The sequence below is a fragment of the Iodobacter arcticus genome (assembly GCF_042664895.1).
GTDB lineage: Bacteria > Pseudomonadota > Gammaproteobacteria > Burkholderiales > Chitinibacteraceae > Iodobacter > Iodobacter arcticus.
The window spans coordinates 362,418-389,357 of record NZ_JBHTBQ010000033.1 but is presented as its reverse complement, the minus strand read 5'-3'; the positions used below and the strand labels follow the sequence as shown (position 1 = coordinate 389,357).

The window sequence follows — 26,940 nt, the reverse complement described above, 5'->3', positions numbered from 1 at the left end:
ACCCTAATTACAATGATGCTTCAGCTTAAACACAGGACGCAAAATCTCGAACCACAGAGAGCACAGAGTTTCACAGAGGAACGCAATAGATTTGATACTTTTCTCTGTGGGATCGAGGTCCTCGTTTTACTCTGCGGTTCAGGGTGTAGCTCTCTATCAAGCCTCGCTAAAGAATCTTGCTAATCAGGAAAACCATTGAGAGATCACCATGTCAGAAAAACCAACTAATAAGTACCCAGTCAACTTACTCGACACGCCATTTCCTATGCGTGGTGATCTGGCTAAACGCGAACCGGCCTTTTTAAAAGACTGGCAAGACAATGCGCTCTACCAAGCGATTCGCAGCAAGGCAAAAAAAGAAAACCGCCCTCAGTTTATGCTGCACGACGGCCCGCCGTATGCCAATGGCGATATTCATATTGGCCACGCGGTTAATAAAATTCTGAAAGACATCATTATCAAAGCCAAAACGCTTGATGGCTTTGACGCGCCTTATGTGCCGGGCTGGGATTGCCACGGTCTGCCGATTGAACATCAGATTGAAAAAATCGTTAAATTTGACAAGCAAGCACTGGCTGCCAATCCGAGTATTTTTGAGCGCGTGCAAGAATATCGTAAAGCCAACGGCCTTGATCCTAAGGAAACACGTCTGCCTGCGGCATTTATCCGCGAGCTATGCCGCGATTACGCCGCCATCCAGATCGAACGCCAGAAAGCCGACTTTATTCGCCTGGGCGTTTTGGGTGACTGGAATAATCCTTACCGCACCATGGATTTCAAAACAGAGGCCGATATTGTTCGCACCTTGGGTAAAGTACACGCCAATGGTTATCTGATCCGTGGCCAAAAGCCCGTTCACTGGTGTGTAGACTGTGCATCCGCCTTGGCTGAAGCCGAAGTTGAATACGAAGACAAAGTCTCCCCTGCCATCGACGTGGGTTTCCGTGTCGTCGATAGCGCGGCCCTATCTAAAGCCTTTGGCGGCGTTAGCGTGGGCGATGTACCCGCGTTTGCGCTGATCTGGACCACCACCCCGTGGACCCTCCCCGCCAACCAAGCGGTATCAGTGCACCCTGACTTTATCTACGACTTAATCGCCACGCCTAAGGGCCTGTTGATTTTGGCGCGGGATTTGGCCGAGGCCACCATCAAGCGCTACGACATCGAAACCACCGAAGTGATCGCCCAAGCCAAGGGTGCTGCGCTGGAATTCCTACAGCTGCAACACCCTTTCTTAGAACGCGTGGTGCCGATTATTTGCGGCGACCATGTCACCACCGAAGCGGGTACGGGTTTGGTACACACCGCGCCAGCCCACGGTTTAGAAGACTATGTGGTTGGTTGCAAATATAAGCTTCCAACTGACAATCCTGTTGGCAATGACGGCCGTTTCTATAGCAACATCGAGTTTTTTGCTAATAAAACAGTTTGGGAAGCCAATCCAATGGTGCTTGCGCTCTTGGAAGAGCGTGGTGCGCTGTTTTCCAGCAAAAAACTAGAACACAGCTACCCACACTGCTGGCGTCATAAAACCCCAATTATTTTCCGCGCCACCAGCCAATGGTTTATCGGCATGGAAACCGCAGGCGTTGAGGGAAAAACCCTCAGATCGCAAGCCAATACCGCCGTTGATACAACTGAATTTTTTCCGGCTTGGGGCCGTGCACGCCTAGAAGCCATGATTAAAAACCGCCCAGACTGGTGTGTTTCACGCCAACGTAACTGGGGCGTACCAATGACTTTCTTTGTGCACAAAGAAACCGGCGAATTACACCCTAATTCGGGCGAGCTGCTCGAGATTGTTGCCAAACGCATCGAGCAAGAGGGGATCGAAGCATGGTTCAGGCTTGACGCCACTGAATTGCTCGGCAAAGACGCGGTTTATTACGACAAGCTCAAAGACACACTGGATGTATGGTTTGATTCTGGCTCCACCCACTACGCGGTATTGCGTCAGCGGCCGGAGCTGAGCTGGCCTGCTGACTTGTATCTGGAAGGCTCCGATCAGCACCGTGGCTGGTTCCAGTCGTCCTTGCTCACAGGCTGCGCAACGGCAGGCCGTGCGCCTTACAAGCAATTGCTCACCCACGGCTTTGTGGTGGATGGCAAAGGCTTAAAGATGTCCAAATCCAAAGGCAATGTGATTGCGCCACAAACCGTGATTAACCAGCTGGGCGCGGATATGTTGCGCCTTTGGACTGCATCCACAGATTACTCTGGCGAGCTAACCATTTCTGACGAGATTCTGAAACGCACCGCTGATTCCTATCGCCGCATTCGCAATACGCTGCGCTTCTTGCTGGCCAACATTTCTGACTTTGGTGCAGACAACCTGCTGCCCGCCGAAGAACTACTCCAGCTTGATCGCTACGCCTTGGTTGAGCTGGCCGCATTCCAGCAAAAAATCACCGCGCTGTACGATAAATACGAGTTTCACCTTGCGGTGCAAGAAATCCACGCTTACTGCTCTGAAGGCTTGGGCTCTTTCTACCTCGATATTATCAAAGACCGCCTCTACACCATGGGTGCCGATAGCCGTGGCCGTCGCTCTGCGCAAACTGCGCTCTGGCATATCAGCCAGGCACTGGTTCGTCTGCTTGCACCGATTTTGTCTTTCACCGCACATGAAGCATGGGGCGCGCTCAAAAACGAAGAAAACGTGTTTTTATCGGTCTGGCACACCGTGCCTGCGATCACTGATGCAGAGCAACTGAATGCCCGCTTTGTGCTGGTTCGTGAAGTTCGCGCCGCGGCACAAAAAGAAATCGAGCTGCAACGAGCAGACGGCAAACTAGGCTCCAGTTTACAGGCTGAAGTTGAAATCACCGCCGCAGGCGATACTTACACTGCATTGGCAGATTTAGGCGACGAGCTAAAATTTGTGCTGATTACTTCGCAAGCCCGCTTAGTGAAGGGCGACGCCACCCAAATCAGCGTCAGCGCGTCTACTGCAGCTAAATGTGATCGCTGCTGGCATTACACCGCCAGCGTAGGCACACACGCCGAGCACAGCACGCTGTGTAGCCGTTGCAATGACAATCTATTCAAGCAAGGCGAGGTTCGAGTCCATGCTTAAAAGCGGCTTAGGGCGCTGGCTTGCCATCGCCCTTCTGGTGCTGATCCTCGATCAAGCCAGCAAACATACGATAGAGGCGCTGTTTCAGTTTGGCGAGCAGCGCGCCATTATTCCGGGATTCTTTAACCTGACACTGGCTTATAACCCGGGTGCAGCGTTTAGTTTTCTGGCCGATGCGGGCGGCTGGCAGCGCTATTTCTTTACGGCACTGGCGCTGGGTGTATCGGTGTTTATTGTGTTTTTACTTAAAAAACACCACGCAGAAACCCGCTACGCACTGGCCATGTCGCTGATTCTGGGTGGCGCGCTCGGCAATGCCATTGATAGAATGTTACTAGGCCATGTGATCGATTTTATTCAGGTTCACTATCAGCAACGCTGGTACTACCCAGCCTTTAATATTGCGGATTCAGCGATTTGTATTGGTGCAGTATTAATGGTGATCGATTCATTCCGCCGTGAAACCCCATCGGAGAAAACAGTATGACGATGCAAATTATTTTGGCTCAACCACGGGGGTTTTGCGCAGGGGTAGACCGTGCCATTGCCATCGTTGAAAAAGCCTTAGAGAAATTCGGCGCGCCGATTTATGTACGCCACGAAGTGGTTCACAATAAATTTGTGATTGAAGACCTAAAGAAAAAAGGCGCGATTTTTGTTGAAGATCTGGCCGATGTGCCTGCTGGCAATACGCTGATTTTCTCGGCACATGGCGTTTCACAGGCGGTGCGCGCCGAAGCGGCTGAGCGTGGCCTGTCTATTTTTGATGCCACCTGCCCACTGGTCACCAAGGTTCACCTCGAAGTCAAACGCATGCGCGAGCAAGACTTCGAAATCGTGATGATCGGCCATAAAGGCCATCCTGAAGTGGAAGGTACGATGGGCCAAGCTCAGGGCGGCATGTATCTGGTAGAAGAAGTCAGTGATGTAGCCACTTTACAAGTGGCCAGTGAAAAGCTCGCTTATGTCACCCAAACCACGCTATCTGTTGATGATGCGCAAATTGTGATTGATGCATTGCGCGCAAAATTCCCTAGCATCGTTGGTCCGAAAAAAGACGATATCTGCTACGCCACACAAAACCGTCAGGATGCGGTCAAGCATTTAGCCAAAGAAGTCGATGTGGTCGTCGTCGTTGGCTCGCCGAACAGCTCTAATTCCAACCGTCTGCGCGAAGTCGCCGCCAACCTGGGGATTGACTCCTATATGGTCGACAACGCCAGCGAGCTGAAAGCCGAGTGGTTTACAGGCAAGCAAAATGTCGGGGTGACCGCTGGTGCTTCTGCGCCGGATATTTTGGTACAGCAGGTAATTGCGCAGGTAGAACAATTTGGCGCAGGCAATATTCGCCAAATGGACGGAATCGAAGAAAACGTCATCTTCTCGCTACCTAAGGGCTTGGTGTAAACCAAACCTAGGCTAAGAGCTTACATCTTTCAAAAAAGATCTGTAGGCACAGAGCTAAATAAGAACACAGAGCGCACAGAGAAAAAAATTAAGGTGGTGCAGGCTGGCTTTTACCGCTGCGTTGTAAGCAGCAACGCATCGCCAATCAAATTCACCCCCATTTCTCTGTGCTCTCGATTTGCCTCAGTGTTCTCTGTGTCTACAGATCTTAGGGTTAATGTTTTTATCATTTCTAAGGCCTCCCACGCCGCATGACCTCTCGCACCGACTGCTTCCACTGTGGCGAAACACTTAGCCCAGAATCCTTCCCGATTATTTATCGCAATATCGAGCAGCCCACTTGCTGCGCCGGATGCCAGGCGGTTGCCAATACCATTATTCAAAGCGGGCTGGAGAGCTACTACAGCCAGCGAGATCAACCTGCGGATCGTGCCAAGCCCCTGCCTGACGAGCTACTCGCTCAGCTACACCTCTTCGATGACGTCAGCTTGCAAGCCAGCTTTGTGCTCAATGTAGATGCAGATATTCGTGAAGCCTCACTCATTATTGAGGGCATCAGCTGCGCCGCCTGTATCTGGCTGAATGAGCGCCATATCCAGCGCTTACCGGGTGTGCTGTCCGCCAGCATCAACTACAGCACCCACCGCGCCCGCGTGCGCTGGGATGAGCGAGAGATTCAGCTATCCACCATTTTGCAAGCCGTTGCCGCCATCGGCTACCGCGCCCAGCCTTATGATCAAGCCAAGCAAGAAGAAGGCTGGCAGAAGCAGCGTAAAAGTGCGCTCTTCCGGCTTTGGGTAGCAGGGCTATCCATGATGCAAGTTATGATGTTTTCTGTGCCGATTTATATGTCGAAAGCGGGTGAGATTGCGCCAGAGTGGCTGTATCTCATGCACTGGGCGAGTTTAATCCTTACCCTGCCCGTAGTGCTTTACTCTGCCACCCCCTTTTATATTTCCAGCTGGCGCGATTTAAAACGCCGCCGTACCGGCATGGATTTACCGATTGCCATAGGCGTACTCGCCACATTTATTGCCAGCAGCTATTCGCTGATTACAGATCACGGCGAAATCTATTTTGATTCGGTATCGATGTTTGTCTTTTTGCTGCTGACAGGCCGCTATCTGGAAATGAGCGCAAGACGCAAAGCAGGCGCGGCAACCGAGCAGCTAGTTAAGCTGATCCCTGCTTTTGCCCACAAAATAGACGCGCAAGGCACGATTGAAGTCACCGTAAACAGTCTGCAAATTGGCGAACAGATTTTAGTTAAATCCGGCGAAACCATTCCGGTCGATGGCATTATTCGGCAAGGCTCAGGTGAAGTCAGCGAAGCGCTGCTTACCGGCGAAAGCCTTGCGATTTCCAAATCGGCAGGTATGCAGGTCACGGGGGGCACGCTTAATTTAGCCTCCCCTCTGCATATCGAAGTCAGCCAGGTTGGCGAAAATACCCGCCTTGCCGCCATTGTGCGTTTGCTCGATCAGGCCCTTGCACAAAAACCGCACCTTGCCCTCTTAGCCGAACAGGTATCTGGCTGGTTTGTCAGCATTTTACTGATCACCGCAGCGCTGGCTTGGCTGTACTGGCACTGGCACGACCCGATCCACGCCCTGCCCATTATGGTGTCGGTACTTGTGATCTCCTGCCCCTGCGCACTGGCGCTGGCTACGCCTGTAGCCCTAACTGCCACCACAGGGCACTTAGCCCAGCTCGGGCTCATGGTGGCGCGTAGCCCCGCCTTAGAGACGCTGGCGCAAATCAGCGATGTGATGCTCGACAAAACCGGCACACTCACCCACGGCGAGCCCCGTATCCAGCAATACATCACCAGCCATGCTTCAGAAGAAAACGCACGCGCCATTGCCGCATCGCTGGAAGCGGCCTCGGCTCACCCCTTAGCCCGCGCCTTTCTCATGCCAGAGGCGCCTCTCGCACAAGAAATGCAAACCTACCCTGGCGGTGGCTTAAGCGGCCTTGTAAATGGCGAGCTGTATTTTATTGGCCACCCTGATTTTGTAAACCGCCAATGCGCCATGCTGATGCCAGAGGCCATCCGGCAAGCAGAAGGCAGCATAATTGCACTCGCCAGCAGTCGCACATGGCTGGGTGCGTTTATTGTGGCAGACACATTGCGAGACGATGCAGCCGCTTCAATTCAAGCGCTACGCGATGCGGGCTTACGTTTGCACCTTGTATCGGGCGATAGCAACGCTACCGTGCAAGCTTTGGCTTTGAACATGCATATTGAAAACGCTGTCGGCAGAGCAACCCCCGGCGATAAGTTGGCTTACATCAACACCCTGCAACAGCAGGGGCGCCGAGTTTTGATGATTGGGGATGGTGTCAACGATGCCCCCGTTTTAGCAAAAGCCGATGTATCCATGGCCATGGGGGCGGGTGTCGATGTCGCCCATGCAGCAGGCGATATGGTGCTGCTTAATAATCAGCTGGATCGCCTCCCCAAAGCACTGGCTTTAGCCAAAAAGACACGCAATATTATTCGTCAGAATTTAATTTGGGCCATTGCTTACAATCTTGCCGCATTGCCACTGGCCGTTACCGGTCAGATTACTCCGTGGCTGGCCAGCTTAGGCATGGCGTGCAGCTCGCTGCTGGTAGTGCTTAATGCGCTACGCCTTAAGGGGAAATTCTAGATGGAAAGCCTTTATTTACTGATTCCGCTTTCTGTCTTACTGGTGTTTTTTATCGGAATTATTTTTTGGTGGTCAGTAAAAGGGGGGCAATTTGATGATATGGAGGGACCCGGCTGGCAGATTTTGCAAGACGATGACAGCATGCAAGCGGAAAAAACATCCAAAGACGAAAGAAAAAACAAGGAATTTAAGTCTAACGGAGTGTAAAATGCCGCGATCTGATGAAAGGCATTGATGTTCGTCAATAAGACGGCCAACTGAAGCAGCTAAAGTTCAGTCGGCATAATTACAAAAGAAATATTCACAACTAACAGTAAAGCCATTCATTGCTTACTGATGGCTATGTGCTGGCATGTTGTTCATTTTTAAAGTCACACATTTTAAAGTCCAAGCTGTTGGAGATCAATCGGAGCTCGCATGGAACACCTAGGTACATACAACTACAAAGTGGTGCGGCAATTTGCCATCATGACCGTCATTTGGGGGATTGTCGGGATGCTGGTTGGCGTGATCATCGCCGCCCAGATGTACTGGCCGGAACTTAATTTTGGCCCTTACTTTCATTTTGGCCGCTTGCGCCCATTGCATACTAACGCGGTTATTTTTGCGTTTGGTGGTAGCGGTTTATTCGCGACCTCGTATTACGTGGTTCAACGCACCTGTAATGTGCGTTTGATCTCCGACAAACTGGCCGCCTTCCATTTCTGGGGCTGGCAGTTAGTGATTGTTCTAGCCGCAATCACCTTACCCATGGGTTATACCCGTGGTAAAGAGTATGCCGAGCTGGAATGGCCGATTACATGGCTGATCGCCGTGATCTGGGTTGCTTACGCGATTGTGTTTTTCGGCACGATTGCCAAGCGTAAAGTAAAGCATATCTATGTAGCTAACTGGTTTTATGGCGCGTTTATTCTAGCCGTTGCCCTGCTGCATATTATTAACGGCTTAGCGATTCCTGTTTCTGCCACCAAGTCCTACTCGGTTTATTCCGGTGCGGTTGATGCCATGGTGCAATGGTGGTACGGCCACAATGCCGTCGGCTTCTTCCTGACTGCAGGCTTCTTGGGCATGATGTATTACTTTGTGCCAAAGCAAGCGGGTCGTCCGGTTTACTCCTATCGCCTGTCTGTTGTGCACTTCTGGGCGCTGTCGTTCACCTATATGTGGGCTGGCCCGCACCATCTGCACTACACCGCGCTGCCTGACTGGACTCAATCACTGGGCATGGTGTTCTCTTTGATTCTACTGGCACCAAGCTGGGGCGGGATGATCAACGGGATTATGACGCTGTCAGGTGCATGGCATAAGCTGCGTACTGATCCAATCTTGAAATTCCTCGTGACCGCATTGTCGTTCTACGGCATGTCTACTTTTGAAGGCCCGATGATGGCCATCAAAACAGTTAATGCCCTCTCGCACTACACAGACTGGACTATTGGTCACGTTCATTCCGGCGCATTAGGCTGGGTGGCGATGATTACCATCGGCTCGATTTACTACCTGATTCCGCGCTTATTTAATAAAGAAGAAATGTATTCGGTGAAGCTGATCGATACCCACTTCTGGATCGCAACCATCGGCGTAGTGCTCTACATCTCTTCCATGTGGATTGCCGGTGTAACGCAAGGCCTGATGTGGCGCGCAGTCAATACAGACGGCACTTTAACTTATGCATTTATTGATTCAGTTAAAGCATCGTACCCGTATTACTTTATCCGTTTCTTAGGTGGCCTGTGCTTCTTGTCGGGCATGTTCTTAATGCTTTACAACGTGCTGCGTACCGCTTTTTCGGGCCAAGCCGTCGATGCCAAAATTCCGGCCATCGCCCAACACGCCTGATCGAGGGGAGAAAAAATCATGAAAAACTTTATGAACCAGCTGCAAGCGCGGGTTGAACAAAACGTTGCTTATCTGATTGTTTTAACGCTGCTAACACTCAGCGTTGCCATGCTGGTAGAAATTTTACCGCTGATGTTTAGCAACTCCACGACCAAACCCATTGCCGGGGTAAAGCCTTACACCGCACTGGCACTGGCTGGGCGCGATATCTATGTGCGTGAAGGTTGTTACAACTGCCACTCACAAATGATTCGCCCTTTCCGTGCAGAAACAGAGCGTTATGGCCATTACTCAGTAGCGGGTGAGTCGGTTTATGATCGTCCATTTCAGTGGGGCTCTAAGCGTACAGGGCCTGACCTAGCACGCGTTGGCGCTCGCTACTCTGATGAATGGCATCGTGCTCACTTGATGAACCCACGTGATGTTGTGCCTGAATCCAATATGCCCGCCTTCCCATGGTTGGCTGCAAACAAAGTGGATTCTGCCGCGCTGCCCGCCAAAATGATCGCGCTGCGTAAGCTGGGTGATCCTTACACCGATGCGGATATCAAAGGCTCGATCGCCGCAACGGAAGGCAAAACAGAAATGGAAGCAGTGATTTTCTACCTACAAGGCTTGGGTCTTGCACTCAAGAACAAGAGGTAATTCATCATGGAAATACTAAACGATCTACGCGTGCTTTCTACCGTAGCCAGTTTTATCTGCTTTGTTGGCATCATCATTTGGGCCTATAGCAAAAATAGCAAAGCATCCTTTGATGAAGCGGCCAACCAGCCGCTCCTTGATGATGATCTGCCCTCATCAAACAAGACCTCCTGATTTCTAGAGGATATAAAAAATGACAGATTTTCAAAGTATCTTTTGGAATTATTGGATCGCGATCATTGTGATCGGCGGTATTGTAGCGATGACTTTGCTCCTGATGAGCCAAGGCGTTGTTAAGCTTAAAAAAGGTGAAAACGCCGATGTAACCGGCCACAAATGGGATGACGATCTAGAGGAATACAACAACCCGCTGCCAGGCTGGTGGGTCATGATGTTCTATATGACCATTGTTTTTAGCGTAGTTTACCTTGTACTCTACCCAGGCATTTGGGGTGGCGTCTGGAAATGGACTTCCACCAATCAGTACGGCAAAGAAGTTGTACAAGCCGATTCTAAATATCAGCACTTGTACGATAAGTACTCCAAAATGCCGATTGCCAGCATTTCAAACAGCCAAGAAGCCATGGATATGGGTAAGCGCCTGTATCTGACTTACTGTATCCAGTGCCATGGCGCAGATGCACGCGGTGCAAAAGGTTTTCCTAACCTGACTGATGGCGAATGGCTGCACGGTGGCTCACCAGAAAAAATCCTGGAAACCATTGCCAAGGGCCGCCACGGGCAAATGCCTGCGTTTGGTGCTGTTTTTGGTGAAGAAAAAGTAAAAGACGCGGCCAACTATGTATTACAACTGGCAGGCAAACCACGTAATGAATTGCGTGCCAGCCGTGGCGCAGAGACATTCAAACAAGTCTGTGTGGCATGTCATGGTGTGGAAGGCAAAGGCAATCAGGATTTAGGTGCGCCTAATCTGACTGACAACAACTGGCTGTATGGCGGCTCTGAAGCCGTCATTATTGAGACCATCACCAATGGTCGCAGCAATGTGATGCCTGCCTGGAAAGAATTCCTAGGCGATGCCAAAGTGCATTTACTGGCTGGCTATGTTTACGGTCTTTCCAACAAGGAAAAAGCAAAGTAAAGAAACATCTAGGGTGGGCAGGTGTGTGTGCCCCCTGATGCTTTAAACGGGCGGGCTTATCCCGCCCGTTTTTCCTTGATCGAAATGCTTTGCGCGAGCGCTACGCTGCCGCAAGCCATTTTGCCTGGAGTAGTCAAAATGAGTAAAAAATTACGTGATATTCCCGTCACTGTGATCCAGGACGATGGTGAATATGAAGAAATCCACCTTTATAGCAAGCATAAAAAAATCTACCCTCGCTGGGTAAACGGTTTATTTAATCGCTGGCGCATTCTATTTGTTGTGATCACTCAGCTGTTTTTTTACGGCATGCCCTGGATTCAAATGAATGGCCGCCAGGCGCTGCTGTTTAATTTGAACGAACACATTTTTTACATTTATGGCTTTGTATTTCTGCCACAAGACTTTATCTACCTCACCGCCCTACTCTTAGCCAGCGCCATTGGTCTTTTTGCCTGGACCACCGCAGGCGGGCGGCTTTGGTGTGGTTACGCCTGTCCGCAGACTGTCTACACCGAGATTTTTCTCTGGATAGAAAAATGGGTAGAAGGCGATCGGATGGCCCGTATCAAGCTCGATACCGCACCGCTCAGCGCAAGAAAAATCCGTTTAAAAGTAAGCAAACACAGCATCTGGATTTTGCTATCGCTCTGGACAGGCTTCACTTTTGTTGGCTATTTCACGCCGATTATGGATCTGTGGGCAGAAGCAAGCCGGTTTAATCTCAGCGCGTGGGAAACCTTTTGGGTTTGCTTTTATGGCTTCGCCACTTATGGCAATGCCGGCTGGATGCGTGAGCAAGTCTGTAAATACATGTGCCCCTATGCGCGCTTTCAAAGCACGATGTTTGATGCAGATACCCTGATTATTTCTTACGATGCCGAACGCGGCGACCCTCGCGGCAGCCGTAAGAAAGAAACGGACTACAAAGCCGCCGGCCTTGGCGACTGCATCGATTGCACGGTGTGCGTGCAGGTTTGCCCAGTGGGGATTGATATCCGCGATGGCTTACAATACGAGTGCATCGGCTGTGCGGCCTGTATTGATGCCTGTGACGAAATTATGGATAAAATGCAATATCCACGCGGGCTGATACGCTACACCACCGAAAACGCACTGGAGCATAAATACCCGGAACGCGACATCATCAAAAAAATCACTCGTCCACGGGTAATGATGTATGTGCTGGTGCTGATTATCATTCTGGGCATTACCGTTGGCTCCTTGGTCATGCGTAAGCCGATCAAAGTGAATATCTCTCGTGACCGGGTCGCCATGGTGCGAGAAGCTGACGATGGCTGGCTGGAAAACAGCTATCGCTTACAAATTCAAAATGCCGATGAAAAAGCCCATAGCTATATCATCACCACCGATGGCTTACCCAACTCAAGAACCATTGTGGAAGGCAGCGGTCAGATCTTTGTTGAAGCCACAGCCAGCCAAGATATTGGTGTGCGCGTACAAGTAGAGCCAGGCAAAGCTGGCCCCGGCGGCCATGAAATGCACTTCATTATTACCGCAACGGATAACCCGGCTATCACGGCACGAGAAAAATCTAGTTTTATAGGAAGATAAAATGCAAGTAGAAACAATTGAACCTTGGTACAAGCACCGTCATGTATGGCTACTGATTCTTTTTCCTGCGGTGGCCGTCATCGGCGGGATCAACTTGTTTTTTCAGGCGGTACAAAGTGACGATGGCTTGGTCAGCGATGATTACTACAAAGAAGGCCAGGAAATTAACAGCCAGATTCATCGGGATAGCAAAGCAGCAGCGCTAGGCTTAAGCGGCAAGCTGATGCTGGGCGCTGATGGTAAATCAATCCGTATTCAGCTAAATAAAGCGGTCAACGATAATCTGGTACTCAAGCTGATGCACCCCACCCGTGCAGGAAAAGATCAGACCATTATCTTAAGCAAAGAAGCGCCGCAGTTTTATGTGGGCAAGCTAGAAAATGCCCTCACCCAGCCGCGCTGGCAAGTAGAGCTGGCGGATACGCAAAAGCATTGGCGCTTAAAAGCCGAATGGACCATTAGCGATGCCGAAGCCCTAGCGCTTACCCCTACTTTGTAAGCATCACCCCATAGCCCGCCTGCACCGCGGGCTATTTTTTTGCCTCCACCTGATAAGCCATTACACATTCTCCTTGCCCGCCGACAAACTATGCAAACAGGCTGTTAAATGTCATACAATTGGCCATTGTCTTTGGGCCAAGCTCTGTGCGCGAATTTATTCTTAATACTCAGTGGCATGAAATTATGGGCGTTGGCGTGCTATTTTTTGCCGCCCTGTATTTTGGCTTTGGCGCACTCACCTGGTTTTTAAGCCATCAACTGCTGCCAAAAATCGCCTATGGCCATGTGCTTGATCCTCGTCCACAAGGCCCACATCAGCTCACCCGCGAGCTAAGCCAATCAATACTCGCCATTATTTTATTTGGCACAGGGATGATTTTCCCCTGGGGCATGTTGCAACTGGGCTGGGCGCAGCTCGCCATCCATGCTTCAGGCATGCAGATAGCTACCGAAATCTTCGTCTTAGTGGTCTGGAATGAAATCCACTTCTATATTAACCACCGTCTGCTACACACCCGCTGGCTAAAGCGCTTTCATCTGCCCCATCATCGCTCGATAGTGACCACACCTTGGTCGACCTATAGCTTTCACCCTGTTGAAGCCATCATGCTGGGCAATGTGATTATGCTACCAATGCTGGTGCATGATTTCTCGATTTACTCGCTCGCTGCCGTTCCTGTTTTTAGTATTATTTTTAATAATATCGGTCATTCCAATTACGACTTTTTGCCTGATGCCGATCATGATCGCTGGTGGCTCAATGGTGCACGCCGCCATCATCTGCACCATGCCTGTTACCACGGCAATTACGGCTTTATGTTTCCGTTTATGGATCGCCTCTTAAACACCGCCCTGCCCGCTGACGCCGCCAATAAGCAGATCGAGCGCAATGCTTAGCAGTCTGCCGGATAAGCTGCTTAGAAATAAACGCGATTGGCAAAGCCTGCTCTATCTCATCTTGCAGCCGCTGCTGGTGATTTGGCTATGGCGCACTGGGCTATCCTCGCTGATCAATCAAATCCTCTTTGCCATCGTGCTGTTTCTGACCCTCGGCATTGGCGTGATTCACCACAATCACACCCATTTGCGGATGTGGCACTGTAAACGCTTCAATCGAATCAGCGATTTCTGGATCACGCTCTTGCAAGGCCACCCTACTTTTGTGTTTTATCCGGCGCATATCCGTAATCACCACCGCTATCGCCACGGCCCTAAAGATGTGGCGCGCACTTATCGCTTTGGTAGCGACAGTAATCATCTGATCGGCTATCTTTTACACCCATTGCAAGCCACGATCGTACTTTATCCACTGTTTATAGACTGGCTGCTGTGCTTAAAGCAGCGGCACGCCGGCGTGTTTTATTACTGCCTGCGTCAATACGTAATAGTGCTCTTACTCTGGGGTATTTTGGCTTGGATTAACTGGCAAAAATTTCTTATTTTTGTCTTACTGCCCCAGCTCTATGGCCTGCACTGGCTGCTGGCGACCAATTACCTGCAACATGCCCATGCCAATGGCAACTCAAATATTAATTTTGCTCGCAACTTTGAAGGCTGGGTCAACCCGCTGCTGTTTAATATCGGCCTGCATACAGCGCACCATCGCCACCCGCGTGCACACTGGTCGGCGCTCACCCAACTCCACCTGCAATACCAAGATCAAGTCGATCCGCGCCTCAATGCCGGCCCGCTACTTTGGTATATGTGCCGCAGCTATTTTCTAAGCCCCATCTGGCCACGCTGGCGTAGCCAGAGCTTGATGAGCCATACCAAGGAATCCTGATGCCTATTCAGTTTGAACATGTTTACCTTGCCGCAGCGGGGCTGCATCTACCCGGGCCAGCTATCAACAATGAAGAGATGGATGCCTTTATTGCCCCCATCAATCGTATTTCTATGCGGATCAAAAGCCGGATTCTGGCGGAGAATGGCATCCAAACACGGCATTATGGCATTGATGCACAGGGCCAGACCGTTGAAAACCACGCCCAAATGTCCGCAGCCGCAGTACATCAGTGCTTAGATCGGGCACAGACATCTCTCAGCGACGTAACTTTATTGGCCGTTGGCTCATCGGGGGGCGACGCGCTCATGCCGGGCTTTGCCAATATGATTCAGGGCGAGCTGGCTGCGCCGCCGATGCAAACTATTTCCTGCCAAGGCGTATGTGCGGCAGGCGTCAGTGCGATTGAATTTGCCGCGCAAGCCATCGAGCTTGGTTCGCACCAACAAGCGCTGGCTGTGGCCGCCGAAATGCCATCACGCATGTTCAAAAAAAGCCGCTTTGCCCCGCGTGGCTATCAAAGTGATTTTGACGCGCACTTTTTGCGCTGGATGCTATCCGATGGTGCCGGTGCGCTGCTACTCAGCCGCCAGCCCAAGGCAGGGCTAAATATCAAGCTTAAATGGATTCATCAAAAGAGCTTTTCTGGTGATTACCCAGTGTGTATGCAGCTGGGCCTGACGGAAGATCGCAGCCAGTCTTTTCTAGATTTTGCTTCTTCTAGCGAGGCCGAAGCGGCTGGCGCAATGTCGCTACGCCAAGATATCCGCATGTTGCCGCAGCTATTTGATGTGTGTATCCATGAGTATGTAAAATTGGTTGATGAAGGCTGGATTAAATCGACCGACATCGACCATTTTCTTTGCCATTACTCATCGGCCAAATTTATGCCCGTCGTCGAAGACCTACTCGCCAAAGCGGGGCTTAGCATCCCGCCAGAGCGCTGGTATAGCAATCTGGCTACACGCGGCAACACGGGCGCTGCATCTATTTTTATTATGCTGGCTGATTTCTTACAAACCAAGCCGCTTAAGGCTGGTGAAAAGATTTTCTGTTTTATCCCGGAATCAGGGCGGATCAGCGCAGCGTATATGCTATTTGAAGTAGTCGATGAGGACACCAGCAGCCCACCTATCGCTCCAGCCGCCGCCCCTACTGACACCTTCGAGCCCAATATCCCAGCGCCACATCAGGCGGAAAATGCCCCGCTTGCGCTGCAACCTCTGCTCACTCAACTCGCCAGCCTATGGCAAGATTATCGCTCGCAAGTCTGGCGCAGCCCTGTGATCTCGCAACTGGTGAGCCAGCGTTTTGATGTGGCAAGCTACCGCAACTGGACTGCCGCCTGGGTGCCGCAAGTGCGCGAAGGCAGCTTGTGGATGAGGGAAGCAGCCGCCTCGCTAAGTGGCGACTTTGCCCCGCTCGCCAGCCTGATCGAGCTGCACGCTAATGACGAGCAACACGATTTCGAAATCCTCTATCAGGACTACCAAGCTGCCGGTGGCCAGCTGCCACTCACCGCGCTCAAACGTAACCCAGGTGGCGAAGCACTTAATAGCTATCTACATGCACTCGCCGCAACACCCAACCCTATTGGCCTCTTGGGCGCAATTTATATTATTGAAGGCACAGGCCAGCGCATCGTGCCTGCGCTCTTGCCCATGCTGCGTCAGCAAGTAGCCCTGCCACCGCAAGCCTTCAAATTCTTGGAATACCACGGAGCCAACGACGAACACCATCTAGCCCGCTGGCTTGCCGCCGTAGAAATCACTCTCGCCATCGACCCCAAAGCAGCTACAGCCATACTCAACACCGCCAAACGCTGCGCACAACTTTATTTAATGCAGTTTGAGCATATTTAAAAAATGATGTTATGCCGCCAAACCCAAATCTTGAACCACAGAGAACACGGAGGACACAGCGTTTCATAGAGAAAAGCAGGCTTTGAATTAAGAGATTTTCCATTGGGTTTTAAGGGTTTTTGAAGCCCAGATAATCTGGACTTTAATCACGGCTAGTAGCATAGGGCTTAAATCTCCCCTTGAAGAACGCCGAAGCGAGGAACAAGCGGGGCGGGGTTTCTTTGATGCCTGTTTGAGCGAAGCAAGTTCCGCAGCCGCCAACTCGATTGTCCGCAGTGAGGGGATTTCGTGCTGGTCGGCGTAAAGATCAGGTAACACTTTAGTGGCGACACCACGATTGATGACGGCAAAGTGCAGCTGAACGGCACACTGGTCAGCAAAACCGCCCATGTCACCAAAGGCACCATGACACTGGGTTCGGCAGAGCGTGCTGGACACCCGTGATATGACCGTCGATGACAAGCTGTCGGGAATCCAGCGGCGCTGCTGGATTACCGGTAAACACACTAGGGGATGATGGGCCGGCCATTTGGGAAAGTTAATACAAAGTAAGCCATAAGCCATCTTACGCAGGGAGCCATACTCCCTGTTTTTACGTCAAGATCTCCTCCATGACTTGCTTGGGTTTTACCACCTTAAACACCGCCACCGCAGTTAATCCAGAGCCAATATTGATAATGAGCAAGCCAAAGCTAAACCACAGATACCAGCGGGAAGACATTAATAATTTAATCATCATGATTCCAATAGCGTACGCACGCCTGCCTTACCAGAAATAGGCAATGGCATACGAGCAAGAAAGGGGATTTATCCCGTGATGATTTATTGGGCGCGAAGCTGTAGGGCGCACTCGAAGCGTTTCGCTTAGCGATTGCGCAGCATCGAAAAGTGAGACGCGCAGTGCGCCATCAAGCTACGCCATACACGGCAAAGCCCATGCTCAAATAAGACATCAATGGATTGGGTAATACGCAGGCGTTCGTAACCTGCCAAGCTAGGAGGCTAGTGGGGTGTCATCAGAAATACATCAGCAGAGCGGGCTGCTGAAGAAAGGCTCGCACGAAACATTCGTGGATATCTCTTGTTAGGGTGAGCGGCTAATTTATCAAACTGAAAACATATCGTAAATATAATCCCAATACGTCTGAATAAGATGCACGCTTTTACAACAAAATCTTCCATCCTCGCAAAAAAAACGGACATCCGAAGGTGCCCGTTTTTACATATCAAACCAAGGAAATTTAAGCCCTCATCATAGAAAGAGTCGGTATTTATAGGATGTACAGCCGACCCTCCCTTGGCTTTCTCCGTAAAACTCCGTACTCCGTGGTTCAAGGTTTGGGTTTTACTGCGTCCCGGCAATCTCTTCTTCACTCGCGCTTTCTGCCTTAGGGATTGCAGCTTTAGGGGGCACGGGGTGCATCACTTCCGGGCTAACACCTTTGCCATCTGGCCCTACGTTTTGATTAACAGCAGGCAGGTGGTGAGCGATGCCTTTGTGGCAGTCGATACAGGTCATACCTTCAGACAGGCCTTTTTGATGGGCATTGGCCGAGCGAGTGTTTTGCTCCATATAGTCAAAATACTCGTAGTTATGGCAGTTACGGCAGGCTTTGGAATCGTTGGCCTTCATCCTTGCCCATTCGTGTTGCGCCAGCTCGATACGCTTATCCAAGAATTTCTCACGCGTATCAATATAGCCTGTGAGCTTGCCCCAAACTTCTTTAGAAGCCTCAAGCTTGCGCCACATTTTTGGGCCCCATTCATGCGGCACATGGCAATCCGGACAGGTTGCACGCACACCGGAGCGATTGGTGTAGTGCACGGTTTCTTGGTATTCCGGATACACATTACTCGCCATTTCATGGCAACTTAAACAGAATTTCTCGGTATTGGTCATTTCCAGCGCGGTGTTAAAACCGCCCCAAAAGATAATCCCCACAATAAACGCCACAATCACACCGACATAGCCAATGCGTAAGCTGCGTAATTTTTGCAGCAAGGCACAAAGACGCGCCTTCAGTGAGGGCTTGGTTTCATCGCTCATTATTCAATCCTTTTACTTAACCAAGCCATCCGCTGGCTTAAAGGTATTGCCAACCAAAGGCTTGGCATCCGTTTGCGGCACATGGCATTGCTGACAGAAATAACGGCGTGGCGAGATATTGGTAAGCTCAGTACCGCCACGGGTTTTAAAATGGGTAATCGATACCTTGGTCGCGCCGGTATCTGCCGTGCGATCCCAACTATGGCAATCAAGGCATTTATTAAACTCTTTGGTAATGAGATAGCCCTTGGTGGTGTGTGGAATCAGCGGTGGCTGCTGCACAAACTGGCGAGGCAATGGTTTGCGATCTTTTTCCCAGCGATAGTTTTCAGAAGGCGCATCGCCTTTAACCGCTTCAGTACCGCGCAAAGACTTCAAGGTTTCCGCCTGCGCCACGGGAGCGCAGAGCATACAGAAGCTCAGAAACAGCGCCAGCATCGGCATTAATTTTTTCATTTTTTTCTCCTTTGGATGAATAAATGGCCCGATCACTAAGCGCCATTTATCCCTAACCCCATTCGTAGGGCGGGTGCAACCCGCCATTTATTCCAAGTAATTTGGCGGGCTTGCACCCGCCCTACACGCCTAAGCTTTAACCACTTTTACCGCACATTTTTTGTAGTCGGTTTGCTTAGAAATCGGGCAAGTCGCATCCAGCGTCAACTTGTTCACCAAGCGGCCTTCGTCAAAGAAGGGGATAAAAATCAGCCCCATCGGCGGCTTATTCCGGCCACGTGTTTCTAAGCGCGCTTTAATATCCCCACGGCGTGACGATACTTTCACCAGCATGCCGCGCTGTAAGCCGCGTTTTTGAGCGTCATTCGGGTTCATAAACACCATCGCTTCCGGCACGGCTTTATGCAGCTCAGGCACACGACGCGTCATGGTGCCGGTATGCCAATGCTCCAAGACACGGCCAGTACAGAGCCACATATCAAAGTTAGCGTCAGGCATTTCTGGCGGGGCTTGGTAAGGCAAGGCGATAATATTGGCGCGGCCATCTTTATTGCCGTAGAAACGCACGCCCTCGCCTTTTTTCACGTAAGTATCGTAGCCTTCGCGATAGCGCCATTTGGTTTCCTTGCCATTCACCACAGGCCAGCGTAAGCCGCGTGCTTGGTGATACATATCAAAGGGCGCTAAATCGTGGCCATGGCCGCGACCAAACTGGGCGTACTCTTCAAACAAGCCTTTCTGGATATAAAAACCAGCCAGCTTGGCTTCAACATTATCAAAGCCCTTGTACTGATCGGCGGCTTTAAATTTATCTACATTGCCATTCACATACAGCACGTCGTAGAGCGTTTTGCCTTTAACCGCAGGCTGTTTGGCGATCAAATCGGCAGGCCAAACGTCTTCCACCTTAAAGCGCTTAGCAAATTGCATTAGTTGCCACAAATCTGATTTTGCTTCACCAGGTGCATTCACCTGCTGACGCCAAAGCTGAGTACGGCGCTCGGCATTGCCAAAGCCGCCCTCTTTCTCTACCCACATCGCGGTTGGCAGTACCAGATCGGCCGCCAGCGTTGATGCGGTTGGATAAGGATCAGACACCACAATAAAGGTATCCGGCCTGCGCCAGCCCGGATACAGCTCTTCATTAATATTGGGGCCCGCTTGCATATTGTTATTACACATCTGCCAATAGACTTTAATCTTGCCGTCTTTAATCGCCCGTGCCATTGCGACTGCATGCAGGCCAATTTTGGCAGGCACGGTGCCTTCAGGAATGCGCCAGATTTCTTCGGCGTGTTTGCGGTGTTCTGGATTGGCGACCATCATATCGGCAGGCAGGCGATGAGCAAAAACACCCACTTCACGCGCCGTACCACAGGCGGAAGGCTGGCCGGTCAGTGAAAACGGGCTATTACCCGGCTCGGCGATTTTGCCGGTCAGCAAATGGATGTTGTAAATCATATTGTTCGCCCAAGTGCCACGGGTGTGCTGATTAAAGCCCATAGTCCAGAACGAAGTGACTTTGATTTTAGGATCGGCGTAGAGCTCGGCCAGTGCAATCAGCCGGTCTTCTGGAATACCGCAAAGCTTGCTAACTTTATCTACCGTGTAATCGGATACAAATTTTGAAAACTGCTCAAACGAGCCGTCTTTCATATCATTCGGATTGTTTTTTGGCTTGCCCGAAGCATCAGGATAGCCATTAAATTTAGCATTCACTTCTAGCGGATTATTGGGGCGCAGGCCATAACCAATATCCGTTTCACCAATTTTGAAATTACAGTGATCTTTTACAAACTTCTGATTGACGCGGCCGGTTTTGATGATGTGATGGCAAATAAAATTCATCATCGCCAAATCGGTTTGCGGGGTAAATACCAAGCCATAGCCGATATCGGCCAACTCAAAAGAGCGGTGCTCATAAGTCGATAACACCGCGACTTTTACTTTGGGATTAGATAGGCGTCGATCGGTAATCCGGCTCCATAAAATCGGGTGCATTTCGGCCATATTAGAGCCCCAAAGCACAAAGGCATCGGCCACTTCAATATCGTCATAGCACCCCATAGGCTCATCCATACCAAAGGTACGCATAAAGCCGCCTACCGCGCTGGCCATACAGTGACGTGCATTACAGTCTAGATTGTTCGAACGAAAGCCCGCTTTCATTAATTTAACGCCGGCATAACCTTCATAAATCGTCCATTGGCCCGAGCCAAACATCGCGATGGATTCTGGCCCGCTGGTTTTAAGCGCTTCTTTCCATTTTTTTTCCATAATGGCAAACGCTTCATCCCAGCTAATTGGGGTGAATTCGCCGTCTTTATCATATTGACCATTTTTCTTGCGCAGCAAAGGCTGGGTTAAACGATCTTCGCCGTACATGATTTTGGAAAGAAAATACCCTTTCACGCAGTTCAAGCCCCGATTCACTTCTGCATCAGGGTCGCCTTGGGTCGCCACTACACGGCCATTTTGTGTGCCCACCAGCACCGCGCAACCCGTACCGCAGAATCGACAGGGTGCTTTATCCCAGCGAATAGCGCTTTTGCCCTCACCTGCCGTTGCAGGCATGGTTTTAGGTGCTGCACCGGCCAGCGGGATGCCTGCACTGGCTACCGCAGCAGCGACGGCAGATATTTTAATAAACTCACGGCGATCCAGGCTCATGATAAGCGCTCCTCAGATTTTTTTGATTTCAATAAAGGGGGTGGTGGCATTTCTTCGTCACAATATTCATAAGCCAGCGTGGCCGATGCAACATGGGGAATGTCTTGAATTTGTTTGAGTAGATCGGATGATCGAATCCCTGGCACATCCTCGATGGTGATAATCAGCCGCCCCTCATGCTCAAGATGTAACTCCACCCCTTGCACAGCGAGCACCGCCGCTTTTACTTCTTCTAAATAATCGGGCACCGCCCGAATCACTAAGCTAAAGATATTCATACTGTCAGCTCCAACAAACGAATGCTCTGGCTTGGGCACGATGCGGCGCAAGCTCCACAGCCATTACACTGATCCGGGTTTACAAAGGGACGTGCTACTTTGCCAATGGCAAGCTGAAAGCGAATCGCCTGCTCATCACAGGATTCGCCGCAAATACGGCATTCAACGCCCCGCTCTGCAAGGCAGCTTTCATTAATTTTCGCCTTGATTTGCCAAGGCGGGTTGATGCGCGAATCTAAAGCATTACTAGAGCAGGCACTCACGCAATCACCACAGAAAGTGCATTCGGCCTGAGTAAAATCCACCACCGGAAATCCGCCGTCGCCCACTTTGATAATTTGCGTGGGGCAAGCCGCCGCGCAATCGCCACAGCGCGTACAGCAATCAAGAAAATCAGGCACAGCCCAAGGCGGGCGAAGCGCCGCTGAAGCACGGCGGCGCCCAAAAAGTAAATTGCGGCGTGAAGGATCCACTACAGCGGCCAGTTTATTTGTAAGGATTTCTAAGACTAGGCTGCACAGGCAATAGATACAATGCCTCTTTAGGGGGTATACGCCACAGGCCGCGGCAACAGCTACCTACTTAGAGATAGGCGGCAGGCCGCCATGATTTGCATCAGGCAAACAGGGCATGGTGTACTACGGCGCGAAGATAAAGGCATAAAATAAAACGCAAGGAACAAGCAAGCAGCAAGAGCACTCAATACAAGCCAAGCACAAAGGCCGGGGTATAAGCCATTAGAGCCACCGACCCATGTGCATGATGCTCACACTTAGAATAATAATGATGCAGCAGGCTCGCTCTTTCCGATGGCAAGCTGTAACAAACGCATTCACAACATCATCAAAACCCGTACCCACGCGCATCCTATTTAAGCACCACGAAGGAAATTTGGAGGTAGACCGTGTTACGTATCGGAAACTCTTTCCGTGAAACATCTATTTTGCGCTTTATCGCCCATGCTTTATTGCTAATAGTGTTGCCTGCTTTTCTGGCTTTTTTAATGAGCTGGAGCAGCGTTGCAAGCTCCAGTGGTGAGGGTGCGGCCATCAATCTGGCGGGCTCCTTACGTAAGCAAGTATATTTAATTGTGGCCACCCATTACGCACCGCCCGCCCCTGTGCCAGGCAGCCGCCCTCTCTTGCAGCAAGTCATCGCCGACTTTGAACAACGCCTCTACCACCCCATCCTGCTTAGCAACCTGCCCTCAGCCGCCGATGACCCGGTGCGCGTCAGCTACAACATCATGGAAACAAACTGGCGCACCGCCATCAAAAATGATTTAGCCCAATTAAACACCGAGCGCGACGGCAATATCCTACCCAGAGCCATTCAATTTGTGGCCCTGATTGATGCCTATGTCGTGGCCATCGAAGCCCGGCACGAAAGCCGCCTGCTCTGGCTGGGGCGTATTCAATGGATCACCCTGGGTATTATGATTTTGGTGCTGATTCTGACTTTGCGATGGCTCTCCCTTCGCGTCACCCAACCCCTGATTGCGATGGCAAAAGCCGCCAAAAAAATCAGAAATGGTGATTTAAGTGTGCGCTCGCCCGAAGAAGGCGCGGGGGAGATCACCCAGCTGGGCCAAGCTATCAACCATATGGTGGCCGAATTAGCGCAGGGTATTAGCGAGCTGGAATCCCGCGTCACAGAAAAAACCAAAGCGCTCTCGCAAAACCAGCGCAGCTTAGAGCTTTTGTACCGCACCAAACAACGCCTCTCCGACCAGGAGCCCAACAAAGCCACATTCGATCAGGTTTTAAGTGATCTGGGCAGCGTGGTCGATCTGGAACACGCCGCTATTTGCATCACAGAAACAGAACAGGCCCCCTTGGCATTTCGCTTTGCCGTCATGCCTAATCGGCCCAGCGAATATTGCGACCGAAACGCCTGCCAGTCTTGCGCCTCTGCCGCCAACACGCCCCGCCAGCACCCCAGCCAAGTGGTTTTTCACCTCACTGAAGGACTCAAAAACTACGGCATTATGCCGGTTAGGCTAAAAGCCAAGCAGGAACTTGCCCCCTGGCAAAGACAATTACTGGAAGCCATTGCCCAGCAAATTGGTACGGCCCTAGCCAATGCCAAGCGTAAACAAGAGCTGCACCGCTTGGCTCTCCACGAAGAGCGCTCTGTGATTGCCCGCGAGCTGCATGATTCGCTGGCGCAATCTTTATCCTATTTAAAGATTCAAGTGGTGCGCTTACAAACACAATTTCCTGAGGAAGCACGCAGCGATACCGCCCAAGCCGCCCTGACTGAACTACGCGAAGGCCTGAGTGATGCTTACCGCCAGCTGCGCGAGCTACTCAATACCTTTCGCTTGCAAATGCACGAGCGAGGCCTAGCCGCTGCGCTTGAACAAACCGTGCAAGAATTCACTGAACGCGGCGCTCATCCTGTCATTTTAGAAAATCACTTAATGGGGGTAGAGCTGAGCGCGCACGAAGAAATCCATATTCTGCAAATTGTGCGCGAAGCCCTTGTCAATATCGAGCGCCACGCCCATGCAGAGCATGCATGGATCACCCTTGCATGGCTGAACAACACGATTCTGGTAACGATTGCCGACGACGGCTGCGGCATCGCCGATCATCCGGATAAACAGCAACATTACGGACTCAGCATTATGCGTGATCGCGCCCACAGCCTGAAAGGCCAGCTCACCTTCAGGCGCCAGACACCCAGCGGCACTTTGGTCTCTTTGCAATTCACCCCCAACACCCCATTTGCTGCTTAGCTGCCAAGATGGCCCAATACGCTCCGCCACCGCCAAAGGAAAACATAATGAGTCATAGATATACCGTCGTTGTCATCGACGATCACCCCCTATTTCGCAAAGGCGTAGTGCAGCTTTTGGCCTTGGATGAGCGATTTAATGTCATCGGCGAAGCCGCCAGCGGCGCGGAAGGCCTTGTGCTGGTTGAGGCTCAAAATCCAGATTTAGTGATCTTAGATTTAAATATGAAAGAAATGGATGGCATTGCCACGCTGCGCGCTATCAAAGAGCTTGATCTGGACTCACGGGTGGTAATGCTCACCGTTTCCGATCAATCATCCGACTTAGTCGCCGCAGTGCGGGCTGGGGCTGATGGTTATTTGCTCAAAGATATGGAGCCGGAAGAAATCGTTGCCAGCCTAGCCGAAGCGCTAGACGGCCAAATGGCGATCCCCGAACGCTTGGGCCGCGTACTCGCCCTAGCGATGCGCGAAGACGACGGCAGCGAGCGCAACGCCATGATGGCATCCTTAACCGAGCGAGAACGAGAAATACTAGGCTGCCTTGCCAATGGCTTATCCAACAAACTGGTCGGCAGGGAGCTAGGCATTGCAGAAGGCACAGTAAAAGTACACGTCAAAAGCCTACTGCGAAAACTAAACTTCCGCTCACGGCTAGAAGCGGCAATTTGGGCAGTGGAGCAGGGAATAAAACTGGGATAGTGGCTATTTCTAAAAAGTTCTGTAGACACAGAGTACGGGGAGAACACAGAGCACACAGAGAAACCCTTGTTGGCACACCGCTTTATCGTATCCATGCGGAGAACACAAACAGCGCGGGCATAAAAACTTGCCCACCCTACATAGAAGTGGCAATTTGAACCTCTATATAAAGCTGAGCCAAGAGCGCTGCAAACAAAAAAACACAGAGCACACAAAGAAAACCTAAACTCAGTTTTTTTTCTCTGTGTGCTCTGTGTTCTTATTTAGCTCTGTGTCTACAGAACTTTTAAAAACTCACCCACCCGTTTGTGACATAAAGCGGATGATTTTGCCTGGTTGCTCTTTAAACTCGTGGCGTTCTGGTTTTAGCTCGATGGCGGATTTGAGTGCGGTGAGGATTTCTGCATCGCTGGCTCCGCCTCGCAGCAACGGTGCAAATTCAAATTTTTCTTCTTGGCCCAAACACATATATAAAGTGCCATCCACGGCCAGCCGGACTCGATTACAGGTAGCACAGAAGTGTTGTGAGATGGGCGTAATAAAGCCCACTCGCCCGCTGCCGTCGCTCGTTTGCCAGTAACGCGCGGGCCCACCACCTAGCTCGGCCACTTCGGGAATTAGGCCAAACTCTGCAACCAGCTGCTCACGCACAGGGTTTAAATCTAGATACTGCGCATTGCGGCCGGTGCTGCCCATGGGCATAGCTTCGATCAGACGCAAAATAAAATCATTTTCTAGGCAAAACGCCACCATGCGGTTGATTTCGTGCTCGTTCACACCGCGCATCGCCACCATATTGAGCTTAATCGGCTCAAACCCAGCCGCCTTACCCGCCATAATCCCCGCCATAATGGCATCGAAACTATCGCGTCCCGTGATGGTATTCACACAGCCTTTATCGAGCGAATCCAAGCTCACATTAATCCGCTTCACCCCTGCGGCTTTGAGTGCTACCGCATGCTTTACTAACTGAGTTGCGTTAGTAGAGAGCGATAAATCTTCCACCCCTGGCAGCGCCGATAATCTTGCCGCTAGTTCAGGCAAATTGTGGCGCAGTAAAGGCTCGCCCCCTGTAAGGCGCACACGAGAAACGCCTGCTTGGGCAAAGATGCCCACTAAGCGCGTCATTTCATCAAAACTTAACCAGTTTGCAGGCTCTTCATAGCCATTAAAGCCTTTGGGCAGACAGTAATTACAGCGCAAATCACAGCGATCCGTTACCGACAAACGCAGGTAGCGAATCGCACGGCCAAATCGATCTTGTAAGGGAGCAATCGGTGAAGCAAACATCGGGCTTCCTTAAAACGGGGAGAGAGCAGCTTTCAATGAAGCTCATCATTAGTCGCACTATATGGTGATATATGACAGCTCAACAATGTGCATTTGTAATAAACAGCGGCATGGCGGAAACACACCCCATCTTGAGCCGCAAATGCTTGTGTAGGGCAGGCAAAACGCTTTATCTTGCCCACCCCAAGCAAAGCAACAACCCAATCATCATCTGTCACCTCCCACTATAACGCCAAGCCTGTTATTTAGCCTGTTGCATTTAGGACTACCTCTTTTGAGATAGGCCCAAATACCTGTCAGCAGAAAAGCGCAAA

The 26,940-nt window shown here is 50.9% G+C and carries 24 protein-coding genes; 16 read left to right on the top strand and 8 right to left on the bottom strand.

Annotated features, from left to right (window positions below; genetic code table 11):
* Positions 1-208 precede the first annotated feature (208 nt).
* From ileS to ACFQNF_RS15680, 14 genes are all read left to right on the top strand, one after another.
* The gene (gene ileS / locus ACFQNF_RS15745) at positions 209-3,076 is read left to right on the top strand and encodes an isoleucine--tRNA ligase (protein ID WP_380188875.1); all 2,868 of its coding nucleotides are present in this window, start codon (positions 209-211) and stop codon (positions 3,074-3,076) included.
* Positions 3,069-3,563 carry a signal peptidase II gene (gene lspA / locus ACFQNF_RS15740; RefSeq protein WP_046349949.1) on the top strand — a complete coding sequence of 165 codons (495 nt, stop codon included), beginning with the start codon at positions 3,069-3,071 and terminating at the stop codon, positions 3,561-3,563. Before ileS ends, lspA begins: the two co-directional genes overlap by 8 nt.
* Positions 3,560-4,483, top strand: a complete 924-nt coding sequence (gene ispH, locus ACFQNF_RS15735; RefSeq protein ID WP_380188874.1) for a 4-hydroxy-3-methylbut-2-enyl diphosphate reductase — start codon at positions 3,560-3,562, stop codon at positions 4,481-4,483. Before lspA ends, ispH begins: the two co-directional genes overlap by 4 nt.
* Positions 4,484-4,734: 251 nt before the next feature.
* Positions 4,735-7,137, top strand: a complete 2,403-nt coding sequence (locus tag ACFQNF_RS15730; RefSeq protein WP_380188873.1) for a heavy metal translocating P-type ATPase — start codon at positions 4,735-4,737, stop codon at positions 7,135-7,137.
* Positions 7,138-7,344 (top strand): cbb3-type cytochrome oxidase assembly protein CcoS, encoded by a 207-nt coding sequence (gene ccoS, locus ACFQNF_RS15725; protein ID WP_380188872.1) that lies wholly within the window; start codon positions 7,138-7,140, stop codon positions 7,342-7,344.
* A 210-nt stretch (positions 7,345-7,554) separates the two neighbouring features.
* Positions 7,555-8,976 carry a cytochrome-c oxidase, cbb3-type subunit I gene (gene ccoN, locus ACFQNF_RS15720; protein WP_046349946.1) on the top strand — a complete coding sequence of 474 codons (1,422 nt, stop codon included), beginning with the start codon at positions 7,555-7,557 and terminating at the stop codon, positions 8,974-8,976.
* Positions 8,977-9,006: 30 nt separating this feature from the next.
* Complete coding sequence (gene ccoO / locus ACFQNF_RS15715) at positions 9,007-9,621, top strand: cytochrome-c oxidase, cbb3-type subunit II (protein ID WP_380188961.1); 615 nt, start codon at positions 9,007-9,009, stop codon at positions 9,619-9,621.
* Between the two features lie 6 nt (positions 9,622-9,627).
* Positions 9,628-9,795, top strand: a complete 168-nt coding sequence (locus ACFQNF_RS15710) for a cbb3-type cytochrome oxidase subunit 3 (RefSeq protein ID WP_380188871.1) — start codon at positions 9,628-9,630, stop codon at positions 9,793-9,795.
* A 19-nt stretch (positions 9,796-9,814) separates the two neighbouring features.
* Positions 9,815-10,723, top strand: a complete 909-nt coding sequence (gene ccoP, locus ACFQNF_RS15705; RefSeq protein ID WP_380188870.1) for a cytochrome-c oxidase, cbb3-type subunit III — start codon at positions 9,815-9,817, stop codon at positions 10,721-10,723.
* A 138-nt stretch (positions 10,724-10,861) separates the two neighbouring features.
* Positions 10,862-12,298 carry a cytochrome c oxidase accessory protein CcoG gene (gene ccoG, locus ACFQNF_RS15700; RefSeq protein WP_380188869.1) on the top strand — a complete coding sequence of 479 codons (1,437 nt, stop codon included), beginning with the start codon at positions 10,862-10,864 and terminating at the stop codon, positions 12,296-12,298.
* Position 12,299: 1 nt separating this feature from the next.
* The gene (locus ACFQNF_RS15695) at positions 12,300-12,797 is read left to right on the top strand and encodes a FixH family protein (protein ID WP_380188868.1); all 498 of its coding nucleotides are present in this window, start codon (positions 12,300-12,302) and stop codon (positions 12,795-12,797) included.
* Between the two features lie 146 nt (positions 12,798-12,943).
* Entirely contained in the window at positions 12,944-13,696 is a 753-nt protein-coding gene (locus ACFQNF_RS15690; RefSeq protein WP_380188867.1) for a sterol desaturase family protein, read from the top strand.
* A complete protein-coding gene (locus ACFQNF_RS15685) occupies positions 13,689-14,582 on the top strand; it encodes a fatty acid desaturase (RefSeq protein WP_380188866.1) in 894 nt (297 codons plus the stop codon). The genes ACFQNF_RS15690 and ACFQNF_RS15685 overlap by 8 nt, the downstream gene beginning before the upstream one ends.
* On the top strand, positions 14,582-16,444 hold the full coding sequence (locus ACFQNF_RS15680; protein ID WP_380188865.1) for an iron-containing redox enzyme family protein: 1,863 nt from the start codon (positions 14,582-14,584) through the stop codon (positions 16,442-16,444). Before ACFQNF_RS15685 ends, ACFQNF_RS15680 begins: the two co-directional genes overlap by 1 nt.
* 87 nt (positions 16,445-16,531) lie before the next feature.
* On the opposite strand, the gene ACFQNF_RS15675 is transcribed toward ACFQNF_RS15680, so the two are convergent.
* The 7 genes from ACFQNF_RS15675 to napF all read right to left on the bottom strand — a co-directional run bounded on the left by ACFQNF_RS15675 (position 16,532) and on the right by napF (position 22,368).
* Positions 16,532-17,008, bottom strand: a complete 477-nt coding sequence (locus ACFQNF_RS15675) for a hypothetical protein (RefSeq protein WP_380188864.1) — start codon at positions 17,006-17,008, stop codon at positions 16,532-16,534.
* Between the two features lie 28 nt (positions 17,009-17,036).
* Entirely contained in the window at positions 17,037-17,183 is a 147-nt protein-coding gene (locus ACFQNF_RS15670) for a hypothetical protein (protein WP_380188863.1), read from the bottom strand.
* Between the two features lie 606 nt (positions 17,184-17,789).
* A complete protein-coding gene (locus tag ACFQNF_RS15665; protein WP_380188862.1) occupies positions 17,790-18,491 on the bottom strand; it encodes a NapC/NirT family cytochrome c in 702 nt (233 codons plus the stop codon).
* A 12-nt stretch (positions 18,492-18,503) separates the two neighbouring features.
* Complete coding sequence (locus tag ACFQNF_RS15660; protein ID WP_293935986.1) at positions 18,504-18,947, bottom strand: nitrate reductase cytochrome c-type subunit; 444 nt, start codon at positions 18,945-18,947, stop codon at positions 18,504-18,506.
* 129 nt (positions 18,948-19,076) lie between these two features.
* On the bottom strand, positions 19,077-21,617 hold the full coding sequence (napA, locus tag ACFQNF_RS15655; protein WP_380188861.1) for a nitrate reductase catalytic subunit NapA: 2,541 nt from the start codon (positions 21,615-21,617) through the stop codon (positions 19,077-19,079).
* Positions 21,614-21,895 carry a chaperone NapD gene (locus tag ACFQNF_RS15650; RefSeq protein ID WP_380188860.1) on the bottom strand — a complete coding sequence of 94 codons (282 nt, stop codon included), beginning with the start codon at positions 21,893-21,895 and terminating at the stop codon, positions 21,614-21,616. The genes napA and ACFQNF_RS15650 overlap by 4 nt, the downstream gene beginning before the upstream one ends.
* Positions 21,892-22,368, bottom strand: coding sequence for a ferredoxin-type protein NapF (gene napF / locus ACFQNF_RS15645; RefSeq protein WP_380188859.1), 477 nt, complete (start codon positions 22,366-22,368; stop codon positions 21,892-21,894). The genes ACFQNF_RS15650 and napF overlap by 4 nt, the downstream gene beginning before the upstream one ends.
* Before the next feature lie 431 nt (positions 22,369-22,799).
* Between napF and ACFQNF_RS15640 the strand changes: the two genes are divergently transcribed.
* A complete protein-coding gene (locus ACFQNF_RS15640) occupies positions 22,800-24,635 on the top strand; it encodes a histidine kinase (protein ID WP_380188858.1) in 1,836 nt (611 codons plus the stop codon).
* A 47-nt stretch (positions 24,636-24,682) separates the two neighbouring features.
* The gene (gene narL, locus ACFQNF_RS15635; protein ID WP_380188857.1) at positions 24,683-25,336 is read left to right on the top strand and encodes a two-component system response regulator NarL; all 654 of its coding nucleotides are present in this window, start codon (positions 24,683-24,685) and stop codon (positions 25,334-25,336) included.
* 294 nt (positions 25,337-25,630) lie between these two features.
* Here the strand turns inward: narL and moaA are convergent, their stop codons facing one another.
* Positions 25,631-26,626 carry a GTP 3',8-cyclase MoaA gene (moaA, locus tag ACFQNF_RS15630; protein WP_380188856.1) on the bottom strand — a complete coding sequence of 332 codons (996 nt, stop codon included), beginning with the start codon at positions 26,624-26,626 and terminating at the stop codon, positions 25,631-25,633.
* Between the last annotated feature and the right edge of the window lie 314 nt (positions 26,627-26,940).

Coding starts and splice junctions, on each gene's coding strand:
- ileS (WP_380188875.1), top strand. CDS start 209: ATGTCAGAAAAACCAACTAATAAGTACCCAGTCAACTTACTCGACACG.
- lspA (WP_046349949.1), top strand. CDS start 3,069: ATGCTTAAAAGCGGCTTAGGGCGCTGGCTTGCCATCGCCCTTCTGGTG.
- ispH (WP_380188874.1), top strand. CDS start 3,560: ATGACGATGCAAATTATTTTGGCTCAACCACGGGGGTTTTGCGCAGGG.
- ACFQNF_RS15730 (WP_380188873.1), top strand. CDS start 4,735: ATGACCTCTCGCACCGACTGCTTCCACTGTGGCGAAACACTTAGCCCA.
- ccoS (WP_380188872.1), top strand. CDS start 7,138: ATGGAAAGCCTTTATTTACTGATTCCGCTTTCTGTCTTACTGGTGTTT.
- ccoN (WP_046349946.1), top strand. CDS start 7,555: ATGGAACACCTAGGTACATACAACTACAAAGTGGTGCGGCAATTTGCC.
- ccoO (WP_380188961.1), top strand. CDS start 9,007: ATGAACCAGCTGCAAGCGCGGGTTGAACAAAACGTTGCTTATCTGATT.
- ACFQNF_RS15710 (WP_380188871.1), top strand. CDS start 9,628: ATGGAAATACTAAACGATCTACGCGTGCTTTCTACCGTAGCCAGTTTT.
- ccoP (WP_380188870.1), top strand. CDS start 9,815: ATGACAGATTTTCAAAGTATCTTTTGGAATTATTGGATCGCGATCATT.
- ccoG (WP_380188869.1), top strand. CDS start 10,862: ATGAGTAAAAAATTACGTGATATTCCCGTCACTGTGATCCAGGACGAT.
- ACFQNF_RS15695 (WP_380188868.1), top strand. CDS start 12,300: ATGCAAGTAGAAACAATTGAACCTTGGTACAAGCACCGTCATGTATGG.
- ACFQNF_RS15685 (WP_380188866.1), top strand. CDS start 13,689: ATGCTTAGCAGTCTGCCGGATAAGCTGCTTAGAAATAAACGCGATTGG.
- ACFQNF_RS15680 (WP_380188865.1), top strand. CDS start 14,582: ATGCCTATTCAGTTTGAACATGTTTACCTTGCCGCAGCGGGGCTGCAT.
- ACFQNF_RS15675 (WP_380188864.1), bottom strand. CDS start 17,008: ATGGCTTATGGCTTACTTTGTATTAACTTTCCCAAATGGCCGGCCCAT.
- ACFQNF_RS15670 (WP_380188863.1), bottom strand. CDS start 17,183: ATGATGATTAAATTATTAATGTCTTCCCGCTGGTATCTGTGGTTTAGC.
- ACFQNF_RS15665 (WP_380188862.1), bottom strand. CDS start 18,491: ATGAGCGATGAAACCAAGCCCTCACTGAAGGCGCGTCTTTGTGCCTTG.
- ACFQNF_RS15660 (WP_293935986.1), bottom strand. CDS start 18,947: ATGAAAAAATTAATGCCGATGCTGGCGCTGTTTCTGAGCTTCTGTATG.
- napA (WP_380188861.1), bottom strand. CDS start 21,617: ATGAGCCTGGATCGCCGTGAGTTTATTAAAATATCTGCCGTCGCTGCT.
- ACFQNF_RS15650 (WP_380188860.1), bottom strand. CDS start 21,895: ATGAATATCTTTAGCTTAGTGATTCGGGCGGTGCCCGATTATTTAGAA.
- narL (WP_380188857.1), top strand. CDS start 24,683: ATGAGTCATAGATATACCGTCGTTGTCATCGACGATCACCCCCTATTT.
- moaA (WP_380188856.1), bottom strand. CDS start 26,626: ATGTTTGCTTCACCGATTGCTCCCTTACAAGATCGATTTGGCCGTGCG.